Source organism: Actinomadura rubrobrunea NBRC 15275 (assembly GCF_001552235.1).
Classification (GTDB): domain Bacteria; phylum Actinomycetota; class Actinomycetes; order Streptosporangiales; family Streptosporangiaceae; genus Spirillospora; species Spirillospora viridilutea.
Map to the genome: position 1 here is coordinate 20465 of NZ_BCQU01000048.1, position 17641 is coordinate 38105.

13 protein-coding genes, 1 tRNA gene and 1 riboswitch are annotated in these 17641 nt (G+C 68.4%); of the genes, 7 read left to right on the forward strand and 7 right to left on the reverse strand.

Features of this window, described 5'->3' with window-relative positions:
• Nucleotides 1–1181 precede the first annotated feature (1181 nt).
• Together AR3_RS16395 and AR3_RS16400 are read left to right on the forward strand one after the other, a co-directional pair.
• Nucleotides 1182–1727, forward strand: a complete 546-nt coding sequence (locus AR3_RS16395; protein ID WP_067915087.1) for a WD40 repeat domain-containing protein — start codon at nucleotides 1182–1184, stop codon at nucleotides 1725–1727.
• An 837-nt stretch (nucleotides 1728–2564) separates the two neighbouring features.
• Nucleotides 2565–3572, forward strand: coding sequence for a glycoside hydrolase family 6 protein (locus tag AR3_RS16400; RefSeq protein ID WP_227023315.1), 1008 nt, complete (start codon nucleotides 2565–2567; stop codon nucleotides 3570–3572).
• 400 nt (nucleotides 3573–3972) lie between these two features.
• Here the strand turns inward: AR3_RS16400 and AR3_RS16405 are convergent, their stop codons facing one another.
• The 5 genes from AR3_RS16405 to AR3_RS16420 form a co-directional block, all read right to left on the reverse strand.
• Nucleotides 3973–4776, reverse strand: coding sequence for a phosphotransferase (locus AR3_RS16405; protein WP_067915088.1), 804 nt, complete (start codon nucleotides 4774–4776; stop codon nucleotides 3973–3975).
• Between the two features lie 324 nt (nucleotides 4777–5100).
• Nucleotides 5101–5847: a restriction endonuclease gene (locus AR3_RS16410; protein ID WP_067915089.1), complete on the reverse strand. Its 747-nt coding sequence runs from the start codon at nucleotides 5845–5847 to the stop codon at nucleotides 5101–5103.
• Nucleotides 5844–6044 carry a hypothetical protein gene (locus AR3_RS30665; protein ID WP_146150353.1) on the reverse strand — a complete coding sequence of 67 codons (201 nt, stop codon included), beginning with the start codon at nucleotides 6042–6044 and terminating at the stop codon, nucleotides 5844–5846. Before AR3_RS30665 ends, AR3_RS16410 begins: the two co-directional genes overlap by 4 nt.
• Before the next feature lie 857 nt (nucleotides 6045–6901).
• Nucleotides 6902–7681 carry an SDR family NAD(P)-dependent oxidoreductase gene (locus AR3_RS16415; protein ID WP_067915103.1) on the reverse strand — a complete coding sequence of 260 codons (780 nt, stop codon included), beginning with the start codon at nucleotides 7679–7681 and terminating at the stop codon, nucleotides 6902–6904.
• Nucleotides 7681–8562, reverse strand: a complete 882-nt coding sequence (locus tag AR3_RS16420) for an NAD(P)-dependent oxidoreductase (RefSeq protein ID WP_067915090.1) — start codon at nucleotides 8560–8562, stop codon at nucleotides 7681–7683. The genes AR3_RS16415 and AR3_RS16420 overlap by 1 nt, the downstream gene beginning before the upstream one ends.
• A 99-nt stretch (nucleotides 8563–8661) precedes the next feature.
• On the opposite strand from AR3_RS16420, the gene AR3_RS16425 reads away from it, so the two are divergent.
• Nucleotides 8662–9573, forward strand: coding sequence for a helix-turn-helix transcriptional regulator (locus AR3_RS16425; RefSeq protein ID WP_067915091.1), 912 nt, complete (start codon nucleotides 8662–8664; stop codon nucleotides 9571–9573).
• A gap of 243 nt (nucleotides 9574–9816) precedes the next feature.
• On the opposite strand, the gene AR3_RS16430 is transcribed toward AR3_RS16425, so the two are convergent.
• Together AR3_RS16430 and AR3_RS16435 are read right to left on the reverse strand one after the other, a co-directional pair.
• Nucleotides 9817–10245 (reverse strand): NUDIX hydrolase, encoded by a 429-nt coding sequence (locus AR3_RS16430; protein ID WP_067915092.1) that lies wholly within the window; start codon nucleotides 10243–10245, stop codon nucleotides 9817–9819.
• Nucleotides 10246–11200: 955 nt separating this feature from the next.
• Nucleotides 11201–11274: transfer RNA gene (locus tag AR3_RS16435), tRNA-Pro, on the reverse strand.
• Between the two features lie 144 nt (nucleotides 11275–11418).
• On the opposite strand from AR3_RS16435, the gene AR3_RS16440 reads away from it, so the two are divergent.
• From AR3_RS16440 to AR3_RS16455, 4 genes are all read left to right on the forward strand, one after another.
• Nucleotides 11419–12117 carry a serine hydrolase gene (locus AR3_RS16440; RefSeq protein WP_217998584.1) on the forward strand — a complete coding sequence of 233 codons (699 nt, stop codon included), beginning with the start codon at nucleotides 11419–11421 and terminating at the stop codon, nucleotides 12115–12117.
• Between the two features lie 240 nt (nucleotides 12118–12357).
• Nucleotides 12358–12510, forward strand: a riboswitch (cyclic di-AMP (ydaO/yuaA leader).
• 12 nt (nucleotides 12511–12522) lie between these two features.
• Nucleotides 12523–13236: a CHAP domain-containing protein gene (locus tag AR3_RS16445; protein ID WP_083951588.1), complete on the forward strand. Its 714-nt coding sequence runs from the start codon at nucleotides 12523–12525 to the stop codon at nucleotides 13234–13236.
• A 147-nt stretch (nucleotides 13237–13383) separates the two neighbouring features.
• Complete coding sequence (locus AR3_RS16450) at nucleotides 13384–16314, forward strand: bifunctional glycosyltransferase/CDP-glycerol:glycerophosphate glycerophosphotransferase (RefSeq protein ID WP_083951589.1); 2931 nt, start codon at nucleotides 13384–13386, stop codon at nucleotides 16312–16314.
• On the forward strand, nucleotides 16307–17593 hold the full coding sequence (locus AR3_RS16455; protein WP_083951590.1) for a glycosyltransferase: 1287 nt from the start codon (nucleotides 16307–16309) through the stop codon (nucleotides 17591–17593). The genes AR3_RS16450 and AR3_RS16455 overlap by 8 nt, the downstream gene beginning before the upstream one ends.
• The last annotated feature ends 48 nt before the right edge of the window (nucleotides 17594–17641 follow it).

Here is a 17641-nt window from a genome sequence, read left to right on the forward strand (position 1 = left end):
GGCGTGTATTTGCTCGGTTCGCGTCGTTTTCTGCGCAGGCTGCTGCCGAACGTGGTCAGACACAAGGTTGTCGACTTGTCCGATCCGGCTCCTCGACGCAAGGTCGGGACCGTTCGCGATCAAGAGCAATTCTATGAGAATTATCTGAAAAGACTTTGAGTCTTAATTCTCTGGCGTTGTCAACGGACTGCGCAGCTGCGTACTCGACCTCGGTCGTCGTCGAAGCATGACCACCGTATTCGCGAGTGACTCCAAGTTTGAGACGCTATTGTGGTGAGCCCGTATAGGGCATATCGCCGAGTACGAGGTACGAGCCGTAGCGAGTACTGGCCACCTTAGGCGGCCCCAGGCGCCACGAGCGTGGTTCGCGTCACCGTCGACACCGACGGCGAGCGCGGTACCAAAACCGGCACCCTTCGGGTCACCGACAACCACCCCTTCTGAATTCCCCACACTCAAGCAGTGGGTGGACGCCGGCCGGCTCAAGCTCGGCATGTGGCTGCGAACCAGCGCAGGCACCCACGTCCAGATCACCGCAGTCAAAACCACGACGCGCCATCAATGCGTCCACAACATCAACGTCACCGACGCCGACCACACCTATCCGTTGACGCCGTCCCGTCCTCATCCACAACTGCCGCCCATACGTATGAAAGCTCCTTTGGTAGGGCGTAGATGACATGCCTTAGGGGAGGCTTTCAAAGGAGTCGGCGTCAGACCAGGTGCAGCTCTCGGTAAGGCAAGTATCATCACGTGGTCAGGCAGGACGGATCGCTTCCAGCGATGCTCAACGATGCCAAGTGGGCACTTGCGGAGGATGGAGCGCACACAGAACTAGCTGAAGGGCTGTCCGTTGTATCAAACTGGTAGATGTGAGTTCGTATGACAGGTGACGAGGCACCCGGTATGGCGACAGCACGAGGGGACAAGAGGTCGCCACGCCGCTGCCGACTGGCATCGAAGGTACGCGCGCGCTTGCGGCCTGGCTCCAGGGCGACAATGTGCACGTTGCCGCAGGCGCCGGTTCACATTATGTCTCGGACGGCTATTTGCGGCGGTGGGACGTTACCGTCGGCGCCCCGCTCGGGCCGCCGATACAGGCACACAACGGCTATGTGCATTTCCTTTCTAGGATACTCCTGCGAGGCCGAGAGGTCTTGGTCACTTACGGTCCGCCGGGCATGCTCAAGATTTGGCGCCCCGCTGATGGGGCTCTTCTCGCCGAGATCGCGACCGGAATATCGTCCAAGGTCACTGGATTTGCGGCGGGACTCGTCGACGGCAGGCCGTTCGTTGCGCTGTCCTCCTACAGACAGCCAATGAGGCTGCACGCCCTGGAGGATTCGACAGAAAACCCCATCACCATCCCTGAGGCGGGTAACGGCGTCGTCCTCGGCATCGTCGGATCGCATATTGTCGCCGGACACTTCGAGCACGAACGCATGGGATTGCATACCATTCGTATGTGGAACATCTCCGGCCGTAAAGTTGGGCCGGACATTCGCGGCGAGGCAGAGGTCACCACGGTGGCGGGGAGGACCTTGCCCACCGCGTACATCGGCCGAGCGGACGGCACGGTGTCGTTGACTGATCTGGTGACAGGCCGTGACCTGTGCAATCCTTGTCGGCTGCCCAGCAGGCCGAGGGCCATGACCGTGACCGACAGCGGAGATCTGGTTGTCGGCTTCGGCAGCGATCTAGCCCGCATTCGTCCGCCGGTTCCCTGAGAGGGCACAGTAGCGTTTCAGCGGGGTTGAGTATCGCAGGTCTGTAGAACGTATGGTCAAGGCGGCTCCGAGGCCGAGTATCGGCCGGGCACGCCAAGTGCGCGGCTGAGCCACCTGCGTTCAGCGGCACGGGCGGGCGCCTTTGGGTGTTCGGCTCATGGGTGAGCCTGTCGCCCCACCCCGTGCCTTCCTCGACACGTGCGGTCGGCGACCTGTCGGCCAGCCGGCAGAACCAACAACCGGCCTTTGCGGTAGTCGCAACCACGTTCACTGTGCGGCGCAGGTTCCGACCGCGAGACGTTGATCCAGGACAATCCGCGTTGCTAGACGAGGCGGTCGTCCGTCCCAAGGCGCACCTGGATGACCGCGGGAGGTGCGGCCAGGTGCTCGAGTCTGTGGTTGTGGGGCGTTGGCCGGTCGGTGTTCACCGCGTCCGCCCACGCCCCCTGAAGACGGTGCTCGGGGCCGCCACCGCATGACACCGCTCGATGGATCGCCATGACCGCCTCGATCCACGTGAACAGTCCTGGTCGGTGCTCAACTGATACCAACGGGTGACCTTGGGTTCCCGGTGAAAGCCGGATCAGAGCCTGCGTGCACCACCTGCGCAATTTCGGCACTTCGCGCGTTCGCTGTGGGTGGCGGGATGCCCTGCAGTCGGGTGCAAATGGAAGCGTGAAAGGTCTCTTGACGGCGATTGAAGGGCGCGGATAGCTTCGCGGAAACGGCCGGAGAATGCGCATTGAACACGTTAGATTCCCTATGCTGCGCTGGAAAATGACTGAAGAGTCCGCAGACGGCAACCCCGCCAGGACACCCGACAACGAAGGAGCCTCCGTGCTGCCTGCTCTCCGCAGATGGACCATCACCTCCGTCGCCGCGTTCACCGCGTCGGCGGCCGCGCTGACCGGCGCCTCCTTCATCGGCCAGCAACCGGTCGCCAAGGCCAGCGCCGTCTCCTACGCCGCACCTGCGGCCGACAGGATCAACGCGATCAACCTGTACGTCGACCCGGACTCCAACCCGGCGCGCTGGGTCGCCGCCAACCCCAACGACCCGCGGGCGCCTCGCATCAAGGAGGCCATCGCCGACAAGCCGATCGCTCGCTGGTTCGGCAACTGGGACAGCGATATCACCGCGTCGGTGTCCCGTTACGTCGGCGGCGCCGAACAGGCCGGCGCAGTGCCGATGCTGGTGGCCTACAACGTCCCCGGTCGTGACTGCGGCGGCCACTCGAGCGGCGGCGCGGGCAGCCCGGAGGCTTACCGCGCCTGGATCGATCAATTCGCCACGGCCATCGGCGGACGTCAGGCGATCGTCGTGGTGGAGCCCGACGCCGTCGCCCAGCTCGACTGCCTGCCGAACGACTCCGAGCGGCAGGTCCGCCTCGACCTGCTGAGGTACGCCGTGCAGCAGCTGAAGCAGAAGGCGCCGAACTCCTGGGTGTACCTGGACGCCGGCAACGCCAGGTGGATTCCCGCCGACACCATGGCTCAGCGTCTGCAGGCCGCTGGGATCGCCGACGCACGCGGCTTCGCGGTCAACGTGTCGAATTACTACACGACGGAGGAGTCCGTCGCCTACGCCAGGGCCGTCAACGCCGGGCTCCCCAGCGGCAAGACCTTCGTGGTCGACACCAGCCGCAACGGCAACGGCTCCAACGGCGAATGGTGCAACCCGGCCGGACGCAAGCTCGGCACCCCGCCCCGTGAGGGGACCGAGGCTGAACTGGAACTGTGGATCAAGGTCCCCGGCGACTCCGACGGCGACTGCGGGATCGGTGCCGGGATCCCGGCCGGTCAGTTCAGCCCTGAACTCGCCATCCGCCTGATCGACGGCGTCTGATCGTCCGCGTGACCACAGCGCCGCACAAGTGAGCCCTCGGCCCTGGCTGGGCCGAGGGCTCACAGCTGGTGAGGAGCCGACCGCCGAGACAGTGCCGCAGGGTGGCAGACGCAAGCATGAGTTCGAGCATCACGAACGGCTGAGCGGAGGGGCGTGGGCGGCGGTGGGGCCCATCACCCTGATGAGGCGTTTGCAGATGTTGCAGCTCGGCCTACGCGGTGGGCGTGAACCAGCCGTAGGCGAAGCCGGCGCCCCTCCCGCAGGGGGAGCGGTGCTTGGCCTGGAATGGCCGGCGGCACACTACCTGTGCCGAACAGCAAGACGAGGCGGCTGAGGCGGTCGGGTGCAGGGGTGACGAGTGCCCTCTCAGCCCCCTTGCGTGACTGTCGCCTTCAACGGGCTACACCACGGACGCAGACCACCGGGGCAGCTGACTCTCGATGTAGGCGATGTCGTTCTGGTAGAGCTCGGCGTGCCCTTCTTCGATGTGGCGAGCGAAGTTCGGGTCGCCATTGGCGGCGGCGTCGCGCATGAACGCGATCAACGCCCTCAGACGAGGGACGACAGCCTCCAGTGCGTCGTGGCGTTCCTCGCTGGTGCAACCGTAGGAATCCAGGAACAGCCGGGCCCGTCTCGCCTGTTCGGCAGGGTCTCCGAAGCCGTCCTTGTTGTCTGGACTGGTCAGCGGCGCGAAGCGGTACAGGGCATACGCGAGATCCCAGCGGCGCGGTCCGGGGCGCGCGGCGTCGAAATCGATGACGCCGACGGCCACGCTGTCGCGGAACACGCAGTTGTAGGGTGCGAAGTCCCCGTGGCAGACAACCTCGGCCGGCTTCATCGGAGGCTCCTGCCAGGGCAGGTCGGTTCGGTAGGCCAGCGGCACGGAGGCGTCGTGGAGACTGCGCAGCAGGCGGGCCGCAGTGACCAACGCAGTGTCAGTTCGTACCTGCCGCGGCACTGGATAGTTGCCGACCTCGCCGGGCAGGTAGTCGAAGGCGTCCCGCCCTTGTTCGTCCACGCCGCGCCAAGCCGGGACGCCAGTGACTCCCGCCGCTCGCAGCCGTTGTAGCAGAACGCGGATTGCCGGACTCCAGGGACGGACGGGGCGCCGCACGGTGTCTCCGACGCGCACGACTCGTGTAGTGCCGCCGCCAGTCAGCTCTTCCTCTTCCACCGCGTTCTGTGCCCGATTCTTGGCGCTCATCGCGGGCTTGCTCCTTCATTCCATCATGACGCCCTTGTAATCACGCCGCATGGTCTCAAAAGAGCCGGGAGAAGCTGAGTAGCGTGTGGTGGCGGACGGGCTGCTGCTGCGCGGACGACCTCAGCAGTAGGTGGCTTGCAGTCGACGCCTCAGGAGGAAGACCGGCGCCGGCGCGGCGAGGGGAAGGGCTCAACGGCGGGCAGAGCTTGCGCGTCCGGCGCCGTCCAGGTGAGCACGACACAGCATTCGGCGGGCTGGAGGGGAGTACGAACCTACGCCCGCGCTGGCTGCAACTCCATGACGGTCCTGGGTCTAGGTCACCGCTCATTCGAGACGGTGGAGCAGCCGGTAGCGGCGGCCGCGCCATCTGCCGTTCAACGCCAGCATGTCGGGTAGGCCGACGCCTTGGTCAGCCCACTGCGCCAACCGCTCGCGGTCGATCAGCGCTATGCGGAACTGCTCGGCCCTCCGGCGGGCCTCGCGAGTGAAACCGCCGTTGGTGACCACGACCGCCACATCCGCCTGGTGGGCAGGTCCGGCGGTGCCGTTCACCTCATGGATTACTCGGGACTCGACCGATCGGCCAGTCGTGGTGTGCTTGCACTGGACCACGATGGTCAGCCGCGTCGGCAAGTGAACGCCGATGACGTCGGCGGCCAGGTCTCCGGCTCCACCGACCCGGTGCGCGTCGATGCCGTCGCGGCTCATCAAATTGCGCACCGCGTCCTCGAACTGGCTTGGCGTCATCGCATCCAGTTGGTGCAGGCTGTAGCGCAGATCGGCCAGCCGTCGGGCGTTAGCGCGGGCCCGCAGCACCCGCATCTGCACACGCAGCCACACTGCTCCGGCCGTGGCGACGACCAGTGCGGGAATCGCCCACCAGGTGCGTAGCAGCCACTCCAGCAGCATGCCCAGCACCTGGATGACCGTCAGAATCGCGACCAGCGCGAGAAGTCCTGCTCCCACCCAGTCTTCGGCGCTCTTGGGACGCCGGATCCGCCGCACCTTGCGCAGTACGACGGTGGCCAGGCGCTGCCCCAGCGTCAGCCGTCCGGTCGCACGGTAGGTCATGGCGTTCGCGTGATGGTCGGAGTGCCCGAGGTGGGCGACGACGGCTTGTGTTCAGCGTTCCCGTCGCTACCACCCCCGGTGGCGAGCAGGTACAGCAGGAATGCCACCGCACCCACGATCAGCCATCCGCTGGTGCCCTTGGAACTGCGTCGGCTCGGCATGTTCACCCAGTGGCCGCGCCTGTAGTAACGCGCCATCGTTATCTCCTCACTGGGCAAGGAGCGCGCGGCCGATCCGCGCGTCGTTTCCGTGCCCGTGAGGCGCACTGAACCATCGCCCGCTGACGAAAACTGTCCGAACTGACATGATCGCTGTCAAATGGCTCCAATAGGGCAGGGATTTGTAACCTTCGTGCCAATTTCACCTTCCCTGAACGGTGTGCCGTAGATAATGATCTTTGGTGTCGCGGCGGTGCTGACTCGCAGGAACATCCAGAAAGCGGGTGTGACACCTCGCCGGCTTCAACCGAGTCGGCTCGTCCTCGAATCGTGAAGCGAGCTGGTTCGCAGGGCAGAGCCGTGCGGCGGTGACGTGTCGTCGAGCTCGACACATTCGCCTGGGCCGCAGTGCCCAGGAACAGCGGATCCCGGCGGACCTCGGGCCGTTGGCGGTAGCGCGGCGCAGGTCAGAGTCCTGGACCTGGGGATGGACGATGGATGCGGTCTACGGTGCCCCGGCGCATCCACTCCTCCGGCGGCCCCTTGTCACATGGAGGTCTGACGCCGATCGCCGTCCCCGCCCGGGCGCGCTGATCGGATTCGGGCGGGGACGGCCGAAGGACCCTCTCGGCGTCCAAGGTGACCGAGCCTGCCGACTCGAGGGGCCGACGCTGCGACTGCTGCGATCCGCCAGGCGATCGATTTCCTGTCCGACGCGCTCGGAACCCGCTGCCAGACGGAACGCAACACGGCGGTGGTCCGGCGCTAGAAACCAGACCGCCGCGTCGCGGACCCGACGGCATCTGGTCTGCTGCGCGCCGACCTTCCCATCGTTGTCGCAGAGTGTCGTCACGTCCGCCGCAAGGCCATGGTCCAGGCGACCACCCCGATGCGGATCAGGCGGAGCGGTAGCGCGTGGCGAGTTCCGGGCTCTGGGCGCCGAAGGCGGCGAGGTCGGCCTGGAAAACCGCGTCGATCAGACCGGCGTCCTCGACGCCCGGGGCGCAGACGGTCTCACCCAGCTCCAGGCCGCGCAAGCTGGCAGTCACGACGTCGTCGGCCGTCATACGAGGCACCGCGCTCATGTCGATGCCCTGGCGCTCGTGGAACTCGGTGGCCACCACACCAGGGCACACCACCTGGACCCGGACCCCCGTGCCCTCGAGTTCCGCGCTCAGAATCTGGGACAGCGCGACAAGGTAGGCCAGGCTTCCGCCGTAGACGGCACGACGCGGCATCTGCGAGTGCGGCGCGGGACCACTAAAGGCGATCATGCCCGAGACGTTGATGATCGTGCCCTCGCCGCGCTCCTGCATGCCCGCGACGGCGGCGCGGGTGAGCAGCGTGGGCGCGAGGACCTTGACGCCGACGAGTTCGGCGGCCTTGTCGGCGGGGAGCTCGGCGAGCGGCATGTAGTGGGCGACGCCCGCGTTGTTCACCAGCATGGTCAGCGGCTCGGTCGCGCAGATCCGGGCCACCTCGTCGATGCCGTCCCTCGTGGACAGGTCGGCGGTGACGGCCTGTACGCGTACCTCCGGGTGCGCGTCGGCGAACTCGTCGAGTCGCTCCTTCCGCCGGCCAACCAGCACCAGGTCGTAGCCGTCCGCAGCGAGGCGTTCGGCGAACGCCCGGCCGATGCCGGAGGTGGCACCGGTGACGAGTGCGAGTCCGCTCATCATCGTTCCTTTCCGTCGCCGGCCACCGCGGCCGGGTTCTTCGAGTTCAGCACGTGAAGCAGCCGGGACAGCCCGTGTGCGCCCGCCATGCCGCGCTCGGTCACTCCGCTGGGATCCAAGCCGGCCTCGCGCATCGCGGTGTCGAACAGCTCCATGTCCAGCGCCTCGACTCGGGACAGGTGCTCGACGTTGTCGAGGGTGACCATCGTGTTCAGCAGGGTCAGCGCGGCGCTGGAGGCGCTGCCCAGCTTCAGCGCGCCGACCAGCCGCGCCGGGTCCATGCCCAGCCCGGCGGCCAGATCGACGATCTCGGCGATGGCGGCCTGGTTCATCGCCAGCAGCGCGTTGTTGAACAGCTTCGCGGTCTGCCCGGCGCCCGCGCCGCCGAGATGGACGACATGGCGGGAGAACGAGGCGAACACGGGCTCGCAGCGCTCCACGGCCGTCCGCGGTCCGCCGACCAGGGTGGTCAGCCGTCGTTCCTCCGCGGCCGGCCGTCCTCCGCTGACCGGAGCGTCCAGGACCTCGACCCCGGCCGGTGCGCAGATCTCGGTCAGCCGCACCGCGTTGGAGGGCAGGCCGGTGCCGTGGTTCACCACGACCGTACCCGGACGCAGGGCCTCCAGCAGTCCGTCCGTGACCAACTGCAGGACGTCTTCGTCGGTGCTGACGCACAACCCGACGATGTCGCACGACGCGGCCAGCTCTCTGATGCCGTCGTGGCGGACGTGCGGCACGCCGCGCAGGCCGTCCAGAGAGGTGGACCGCCTCGCCCAGGCGTGCAGGGGAAGACCCGCCTCGGCGATGGCCGTCGCCATGGGCAGGCCCTGGTCGCCCAGGCCGATGAAACCGACGTGCGGCCGGTCGCGATCGGTGTCCATGCCGCAAGGCTGCGACGGCCCGGGACGGCCAGCCAGATCCCTGAGCTTCCTAGGAACACCAGTACTAGGCGGTGCGACCGGGCGGACATACTGGGGGACATGGGGACGACGGAATTCGGGCGGACCCTGCACCGGTGGCGCGATCGCACCTCGCCGGAGGCCGCGGGACTGCCCTCCGTCGGTCAACGACGCGTCCCGGGGTTGCGCCGCGAGGAGCTTGCCCAGCTGGCGGGCGTCTCGGTCGACTACATCACCCGCCTCGAACAGGGCCGCGCGACCAATCCGTCGGCGCAGGTCATCGAAGCGCTGGCCGACGCCCTTCGCCTGTCGGCCGCCGAGCGCGCACACCTGTTCCGGCTGGGCGGGCTCCAGCCGCCCCAGGCAGAGTGCGTGCCGTCCGAACTCACTCCCAGTGTGCGGCGCATGCTGGACCGCCTGACCGGCACTCCTGTCGCGGTGTTCGACGCGGCTTGGACGCTGCTCGTGGCCAACCAGGCCTACGCCGCCCTGATGGGCGACCCGGCGGACTGGAACGGGCACGAACGCAACGGGCTGTGGCGCACCTTCCTCGGCCTGAGCGACCGGGTGCGGCTCACCTCGGAGTCACGGCGCGCCCTGCAGGCCGCGCTGGTCGCCGACCTTCGTGCGGCTACCGCGCGTTACCCGGGCGACCAGCGGCTCAAGCGGCTGGTCGCGGATCTGCGCGCGCACAGCGACGAATTCGCGGAACTGTGGGAGACCGGTGTCGCCGGTCACCACGAGGCGGCCCGCAAGACGATCGTCCATCCCGATGTCGGCACGCTGACGCTCGACTGCGACGTGCTTAAGGTGGCGGGCAGCGACCTCAACATCATGGTCTACACCGCGGAGCCTGGCACGGAGGACGCCGAGCGCCTGGAACTGCTCACCCTGCTTCACTCAAGTGACAGAGGCGATCAGGCACTCCGCGACGTCGACGCGTCTGAAGCGCGGGACAAGCTCAGGCACATCCGTGAGTTCGTCGGTGAGTGACGCCGGCCCCGGATGCTGCCCTAACACGCCGCGGCAACCGCGATTGCCGCGATGCCCACTCAGGCAGTGACAGCCCAGATCATCGCAGGAGTGCTGCTGTGAGCGCGGTCGGGATTCGTCTCTTGGAGACTGGCGCAGAGTGCAGTCGCGTTTTCGAGAAAGCCATGCGTGCCGCACCAGGCTCGGTCAGTAACTGGTCGGTCGAGCCCCGGAAAATGGAGCATTTGGAGAGCCCTAACAATTTCAGGGAATGAGGTGGACGCCGTCGTGCCGGCGGATGGGCACTGTGGGGAGATCGGACAAGGCGTCGAGGACTCGGATGGCGAATGCTTCCGTGGCTAGGTGCTTGACCTCTTCGGCGCTGGCCCACCGGAAGTCTTTGCTCTCGTCTGAGGGGGTAAGGGTGCCGCCTTCGACCGTGCAGCGGAAGACCAACGCCACGATGCCGCGTGCCATGTTCTTGTAGATGCCAGTCAGCGCTGTGGGAGTCACATGCAGGCCTGTCTCCTCGAGAACCTCCCTCTTTAGGCCGCTGATGATGTCTTCGTCGCGTTCCAGCACGCCGCCCGGTGCCTCCCAGTGGCCGTTGTCGCGTCGTTGGATGAGCAGGGCCCGGCGGCGGTCGTCAACGACTACGCCGGCGACGCTGACTGAGTGGCGGCTGTCTGGCATTGCTCCCCTTGCTGATCGTGCTCGCAGAGAAAAGCTACAAGCGCTCGCCTGGTCCTACGTGGATCGTCGCGCTGTGTGTGCCTCGCTGACCTGCGCAGTTGCACAACCGCCGGGTCGCTGCAAAATCGACAGAGAGAGCAGCTCGTTCTGGTGGCGTGACCTGGGACTTTACCCTCGGGTCGCTCATCACCCTGGAGGGATCGCAACTTCGTGCTGGCCAACGGTGGCCGGGTCAACATGTCCACGGGTCGCTCATCACCCTGGAGGGATCGCAACCGCAGCTGGCGGATGAGGGCCAGGACCTCACGGCCGGTCGCTCATCACCCTGTAGGGATCACCTGCCCGACAGCGCGCCAGGCGCGTCCGGAGGTATCGCCCCCCTGGAGCTAGCAAGCCTCCGGGGGCATCACCCTCGCGCCCAGTTCCTGACCGCCGCCACAAGCGGGGCGCTCGCGTTGCTTCGGCTGCTCTGTGCCGAACAACGTGCTGAAGGAGGTTGCCGCTCTCCAGGGCAGTGCACGTCTCTGCACTGCCTCACTCTGAGTAGTTACGGCCTTGCCAGCCTCCATCGCAGTGGCAGGCGGCGGCATGACCTACGGCACACGGGGTTGACCTGGCCGACGGCGGCATTCCTGTACACGTCCTACAGAAGACACGGGCGACTGACAGTCGCGCAGGGGCATCTGCACCAAAATCATCGGTCGATCACAGAGGTGGGGGAGGTGCTGAGTCTGCATCTGCGCAGGCCCCCGTCTGGTCCCCAACGCTGGACGGTGAGACCTCGCCCGCTTCGGTGGCGAATCCAAGACCAGCTGGGCTGCAGCCGCCAGATCCGTCCCCGTGGTGATGGATCGGATCTTCCCAGGTCACGATCAGGGGGGCGTAGTCACTCAGTTAGTCGCTCAGAGAGTGAAGAGGCCGGTTCCGAGTGATCGGAACCGGCCTCTGACCTCTGTCGGGACGGCGGGATTTGAACCCACGACCCCTTGACCCCCAGTCAAGTGCGCTGCCAAACTGCGCTACGTCCCGGCGCCTGCCGCAGCAGGCGTGATTACTCTAGCGCAGTCTGCGGAGTCGTGCGTACCGAGATTGCCCGGGGGCGGGACTCTGGTCGGCTTCAGCGCGGTGGTGTGCGGGGTGGAGCGGTCGCCGGATCCGGGGAGTGAGGCGCCGGTGGTGCCGCCGGGTGTGCGGGCCGGGTACGCGGTGTTCGACCGGGTGACCGGCAAGACGGTGCGGGAGCATCGGGCGCGTGAGGTGTTCCGGTCGGCGTCGGTCGTGAAGATCCTGATCGCGCTCGATCATCTGGAGCGCGGCGGGGAACCCGATCCGCGGCTGCGGGCGATGCTGCGGTCCAGCGACGACGCGGCGGCCTCGGCGCTGTGGCGGCGGGGCGGGCGCGGGGAGATCGTCGAGCGGATGGCCGGCCGGATGGGGCTCGTCGACACCCGGCCTCCGCCTGCGGACAAGCCGGAGTTCTGGGGGTACACGGCGCTCAGCGCCGCTGATGTGGTGGTGATGTACCGGTACCTGCTGGAGGAGGCGCGGCCCGGGCATCGCGACGTGGTGGTGGGGGAGCTGCGCAGGGCCACCCGGCGGGGGACGGATCACTACGACCAGTACTTCGGGATTCCGCGGGCCGTGCCGAGGCCGTGGGCGGTCAAGCAGGGGTGGTCGGGTTTCGAGGGTGGCGCGGCCAGCGAGGAGTTTGGGGAGCTGGGGCTGGGACGGCCCGTGTTGCACACGACGGGGCTGGTGGGGCCGGGGGAGAGGTACGTGATGGCGGTGCTGACGCTGCAGGCGGCGGGGACGTCGTTCCCGACTGCGGCGGCCAGGGTCACGGAGTTGACCAGGCGGCTCCGCCCGCTGTGAGGATGGTCACGGCAGGGCGCGAGTGTCGGTGAGGGGGCGGGCTTTCGGGGGTTCTGGAGGTTCTGGGCGTCTTTACCTTATTTGGGGCATGGCGTGGATGTTTGCTAGCTTCTAGCCGACTCTCTGCGACGCGCGCCACGCGTCGCGGCCCGTCGCGGCCGGTCAGGATCCGCCGCGATGATGGCGCCCCCCAGCGAGATCAGACCAGTGAGCGGTCGCCGTGGGCAGCGACGGCCGCGGCCGAGTCCGTCCCCGATGCGGGGGACCGGAGCCGGGGACCCAGTCGGGCCGATAAGGCCCCGGGGTGAATCGGCGCGCCGGACGAGTGCGCCGTAGGGCTCTCTTCCAGGCCCGAATCCGTCAGCTAACCCGGTAGGCGTCATGGGAGACAAGGAGTTTCTCTGCATGCCCGATCGACTTGCTTCCCAAACCGCCGAGGCCCATGTGGGCGTGGGCGTCGCCATGGCGACGGTGCTGGCGGGGGCCGTCGGCTTCGCCCTGGCGGCCCCTTCCGGCGAGAGCGCGGCGGCGCAGACCACGCAGAGGAACGCCCAGGCGCAGGTCGAGCGGGCCCCGTCCGCCATCGGGCAGCAGCCTCCGGGGTATGCGATGCCGATCCGCAAGGTCGAGCCGTCCGAGGCGGTCCAGCTCGCCCTGGAGCAGGTCGGGGTGAGGGAAGGGCCCGACCGGGAGACCAAGTACCACAGGTGGTTCGTCTCGACGCCGAACGCGAGGTTGACGGCGAAGCGTGACGGCGGGTTCAGCGTGGACGATTACAACGGCGCCGAGTGGTGCAACATGTTCATCTCCTGGCTCGGCGCCCAGCTCGGCGTCAAGGACATGGGCTGGGACGCCTACACCGTGCAGCACGCCCGGTGGTTCGCCAAGACGGGGCGGTGGGGGCACAAGGCCAAGCCCGGGGCCGTGGTCTTCTTCGACTGGGGTGAGGGCGCGCGCGGGAGCATCTCCGACATCGACCATGTCGGCCTGGTGGTCAAGGACAACGGCGACGGCACCATCACGACGGTCGAGGGGAACATCGACAACGCCGTGGGGAAGCGGGTGCGGTCCAAGTCGCTCGTCGTGGGCTACGGCTACCCGGACTACGACGCCGAGTGACGCGCCGAGGCGTCCGGCTCGTGCCGGGCGCCCCTCGTCGTCCTTAATGCCGTAATCATTCACCTATTTTGTGGTGTCTTCTACTCCGCCGTTGCGGTGCCCGGAAAAGAATCCGGCACGTGACCAGGACGGGGGGAGGACGCGTCCATGAGGACAGGGCCGCATCTCCCGGCCGGGCACGTCCCGTCCGGGTCCGGCCCGCACGGGGACGGCGGCGCGCCGGCGCCGGACGTGACCGTCGTCGTGATCGCCTACAACGATGCGCGGCGGCTGCCTCGCGCGGTCGGATCGGCGCTGCGGCAGTCGCTGGACGGCGTCGAGGTCGTGGTCGTGGACGACGGCAGCCGCGACGGGACCGGGCCGCTGGCGGAGCGGCTGGCCGACGAGCTTCCGGGACGGGTGCGGGCCGTGCGGCTGCCGGTCAACTCGGGAGGGTGCGGCCGTCCGCGCAACGCGGGCGTGGAGCGGGCGCGCGGCCGCTATGTGATGTTCCTCGACAGCGACGACGTCCTGGACCGGCACGCCTGCCTCAACCTGCTCACCGCGGCCGAGGACACCGGCGCCGACCTGGTCTCGGGGCTGTGCGCCCGCGTCCGCGTGGATCGGGGCCGGGCCCGGGAGAGCTTCTGGTACCCGTGGCTTTACCAGCGGACGGCCGTCTACGGCTCGCTGCGCGACAATCCGGACCTGCTGTACGACACCCTGGCCACCAACAAGCTCTACCGGCGCGGCTTCTTGGAACGGTCCGGGCTGCGGTTCGTGGAGCACTTGCACTACGAGGACCTGCTGTTCACGGCCGAGGCGTATCTGGCGGCGGCGCGCACGGCGCTCATTCCGCATCGCGTCTACAACTGGCTGGTGGAGCCCTCTGCGCGTTCGATCTCCAACCGGCGTTCGGATCTGGCCAATTTCGCCGACCGGCTGGAGATCCACCGGCGCATCGACGCGCTGCTGTCGCGGCACGGCGACGAAAGGCTGCGGCTGGTCAAGGACGCCAAGTTCGTCAAGCATGATCTGCTGCTCTACGTGCGCGAGCTGCGGCATCGCGACGCCGCCTACCGGCAGGGCTTTTGCGCGCTGGCCGCCGAGTATCTGGCGGGCCTCGATCCCCGGGTGTTCGACGCGGCTCCGCCCATGGCGGCCATCGTCGCGTACCTACTGAGGGAGGGCGACCACGAAGCGGCGCTGGCGGCGGCGGAGTATCGGGGCAAACGCCCGGTGCTCTCGACCGAGTTGACGCGATGCGACGGGCGTGTCTATTGGGGTCGACGATGCCCGTCATCGGCCGAGGGGCGCCGAATTCTGGATGTGACGCACCTGGGTTTGCACCGGTGTCGGCTCAGTGAGCTGCGTCCTCTCAACACGGTCACGGAACTCGTGGTGAAGAACGGCCGCGTGCGCTTGTCCGGACGCGTCCTCAATCCGCTCGGCAGGGTGGCACCGGACGCTGATGTGTCGGCGTGTTTGGAGGTGTATGACAGGCGGCGTCCAAGGCGCGTTTTCCGCCTTCCCGCGGCTCTGACACATGCGGGAAACGGGCTCGTCTGGGAAGCGGAATTCGACCCTCAGCGGCAGATTCGACCCCTCGGGATCGTCGATCCCGTCTGGGACGTGCGGTTGGTTCTCCGCGTTGACGGCGAGGGGATCGTCACCCGTCCGTCTGGTTTGGGCCTCGGTGACGCCGATCCCTGGGAGCACGTGCTGCTGCCGGTGCGCCCGCGTTTTTCTCGGCTGACGGCCAGGAGCCTGCGCCCCTGCCTCACCTACAGGGGGAGTCTGGCCTTCGTGCTGCACGCGGACGGACCGGCGTGGCGCATGGCCGCAGCCATGGCTCGCACCCGGTGGGGGCGGCGCCTACGGCGTGGAATCCGGCGCATGTGGGCAGCGGTGCGCAGGCTTTTCAGGGCGGCTCGGCGCGCGGCGACGTCCCGCAGTACCAAGACGGCGGTGTTCAACCGGGTGTTGAGCCGACTGCCCGTGCGTACCGGCACCGTCGTCTTCGAAAGCCATCTGGGGCGCCGGTACTCCGGCAACCCCAAGTACATCCATCGCGAGCTGCGCCGGGCCGAGGTCCCGGTGCGGGCCGTGTGGTCGTACGACTCCTCTCCCCAGGGCTTTCCCGAGGACGCCGTGCTGGTGCGCCGCGGCTCGTGGGCGTACTACTGGGAGCTGGCCCGCGCCCAGTTCTGGATCGACGACCAGGGCTTTCCCGACGGTCTGCGCAAGCGGCCGCAGACCGTCTACCTCCAGACCTGGCATGGTTCGGCCTACAAGCTGATGGGCGAAGACCAGCCGAGGGTCAAGTGGGCCGGCCGGTCCGAGCGCGCCCGGCTGCGCCGCATGGTCGACCGCTACGACTACTTCCTGGTGCGCTCGCGGCACGACGTGGACACGCTGGTCAAAGGCCTCGGCGTGCGCGCGGAGCTGCTGCCGGTCGGCTACCCGCGCAACGATCCGCTCGTCAACGGCGATCCCGACGCGGCCGCGGAGGCGGAGGCGCTGCGCCGGTCCCTGGGCCTGGAGGACGGGCGCCGGGTGGTGCTGTACGCCCCCACGTTCCGTCCAGGTCCGGACGGGAGGCCCGTGTGGTACATGGATCCGCCGGTCGAGCCGGGGCGGTTCGTCCGTGATCTCGGTGACGCGATGGTCCTGCTGCTGCGGCCCCACTACCTGTGCCGGATGCGGCTGCCGGCGGTCGCCGGGGACGGCGTCCGCGACGTGGGCCACGTCCCCGACGTCACACCGCTGCTGCTGCTGGCCGACGCGTTGATCACGGACCACTCCTCGATCATGTTCGACTACGCCCTGCTGGACCGGCCGCTGATCCTGCACGTGCCCGACGCCGCGGCGCTGGGCGGCGGCTATTTCGACCTGGCCGAGCACGCCCCGGGCCCGGTCACGCGGACCGAGGACGAATTGCTGGCCGCCCTCGCCGACCTGGACCGCGTCGACGCCGACTACGCGGGGCGGCGCCGGGACTTCGTCCGCCGGTTCGGCGAGTACGACCGGGGCACCGCCGCCCGCGCCGTCGTGGAGCGGTTCTTCACCACCGTCAGGGAGGGGGTCCGGGATGGCTGAGTCCAGGGACGTCTTCATCGTCTGCAACAACGCCGACGGCGTGGGGGGCCTGCAACGCTGGGCGCACCACCTCGCGCGCCTGCTGGCGCGGCGCGGACACCGCGTCACCCTCGTCGGCGTCACCCGGGCCTCCGAGCCGCACGACTACGAGCCGGACGGCTCATACGCCGTCGTCACCCTGCACGAGCAGTGGCGGCCGCCGGCGCTGCCGTGGCGGCCGCGGTCGCTGCGCCAGCGGTTCGACATCGCCGCCTACTGGCGCGACCTGTGGCGGACGAGGACCCTGCGGCAGGGGGCCGAGCGCCTGTCGGAGCTGTTCGCGGGCGCGCGCCCCGGCGGCGTGGTCATCGCGGCGCAGGTGTGGGCGATGGAGTGGGTGCGCGCGGCCGACACCACGGGGCTGAAGGTCATCGGGATGACGCACGAGTCGTACGAGGCGACGCGCCGCTCGTCCCGCTACGCCCGCGTCAAGGAGCTCTACGCCGACTGCGACCGGATGCTGGCGCTCACCGCCGAGGACGCCGACGCCTGGGCCCGCGACGGCATGACCAACGCCGGGCACATGCCCAATCCGCTGCACGTCGCGCCGCGCCGCCTGTCCACGCTGGACGCCCCGATCGTCGCCTCCGTGGGGCGGCTGGCGACCGAGAAGGGCGTGGACCTGCTGCTCGAGGCGTGGGCGCGGGTCGCCTCCCGGCAGCCGGGCTGGCTGCTGCGCGTGTACGGGGCCGGCCCGCAGGAGGACGAGCTGCGCCGCCAGGCCGCGTCGCTGCCCGAGATCGCCACGTCGGTGGAGTTCCGCGGCGTCGTCGCCGACGTCGAGACCGCGCTGGCCGACTCGTCGATCTTCGTGCTGCCGTCCCGGGCCGAGGGGTTCCCCATGTCGGTGCTGGAGGCGATGGCCTACGGCCTGCCGACCGTGGCCTTCGACTGCGCCCCCGGCGTCCGCGCCCTCGTCGCCGACGGACGGGACGGCCTGCTGGTGCCGCCGGGCGACACCGCCGCCCTCGCGGCCGCCCTGGAACGGCTCATCGAGGACGACGCCCTGCGCCGGGCCATGGGGGCGCGGGCCCGCGCGTCGGTCGCCCGCTACCGCCCCGACGTCGTGCTCGACCGGTGGGAGAGGCTGTTCGCCTGCCTGCACCGGGGCGAGTCGGCCGTGTCGGAGCCGATGGCGGATGAAACTATTTCTGATCGCAGATTTGGACGTCCGTGGCCCTCCAGCCGACGATCTACTACCGCGATACCTGCCGCTGGGGCAGTGGAGGACGATTCTTGAGTCGGGCTTTATGAAACCCGCCGCCGTCCCCGATTACGGTTTATGGAC

What these genes read in the sequence shown, in the direction of transcription:
- AR3_RS30665 (WP_146150353.1), bottom strand. Translation starts at nt 6,044, where the DNA reads ATGGCGCGTTACTACAGGCGCGGCCACTGGGTGAACATGCCGAGCCGA.
- AR3_RS16445 (WP_083951588.1), top strand. Translation starts at nt 12,523, where the DNA reads ATGCCCGATCGACTTGCTTCCCAAACCGCCGAGGCCCATGTGGGCGTG.
- AR3_RS16410 (WP_067915089.1), bottom strand. Translation starts at nt 5,847, where the DNA reads ATGACCTACCGTGCGACCGGACGGCTGACGCTGGGGCAGCGCCTGGCC.
- AR3_RS16405 (WP_067915088.1), bottom strand. Translation starts at nt 4,776, where the DNA reads ATGAGCGCCAAGAATCGGGCACAGAACGCGGTGGAAGAGGAAGAGCTG.
- AR3_RS16425 (WP_067915091.1), top strand. Translation starts at nt 8,662, where the DNA reads ATGGGGACGACGGAATTCGGGCGGACCCTGCACCGGTGGCGCGATCGC.
- AR3_RS16415 (WP_067915103.1), bottom strand. Translation starts at nt 7,681, where the DNA reads ATGAGCGGACTCGCACTCGTCACCGGTGCCACCTCCGGCATCGGCCGG.
- AR3_RS16420 (WP_067915090.1), bottom strand. Translation starts at nt 8,562, where the DNA reads ATGGACACCGATCGCGACCGGCCGCACGTCGGTTTCATCGGCCTGGGC.
- AR3_RS16430 (WP_067915092.1), bottom strand. Translation starts at nt 10,245, where the DNA reads ATGCCAGACAGCCGCCACTCAGTCAGCGTCGCCGGCGTAGTCGTTGAC.
- AR3_RS16455 (WP_083951590.1), top strand. Translation starts at nt 16,307, where the DNA reads ATGGCTGAGTCCAGGGACGTCTTCATCGTCTGCAACAACGCCGACGGC.
- AR3_RS16450 (WP_083951589.1), top strand. Translation starts at nt 13,384, where the DNA reads ATGAGGACAGGGCCGCATCTCCCGGCCGGGCACGTCCCGTCCGGGTCC.
- AR3_RS16395 (WP_067915087.1), top strand. Translation starts at nt 1,182, where the DNA reads ATGCTCAAGATTTGGCGCCCCGCTGATGGGGCTCTTCTCGCCGAGATC.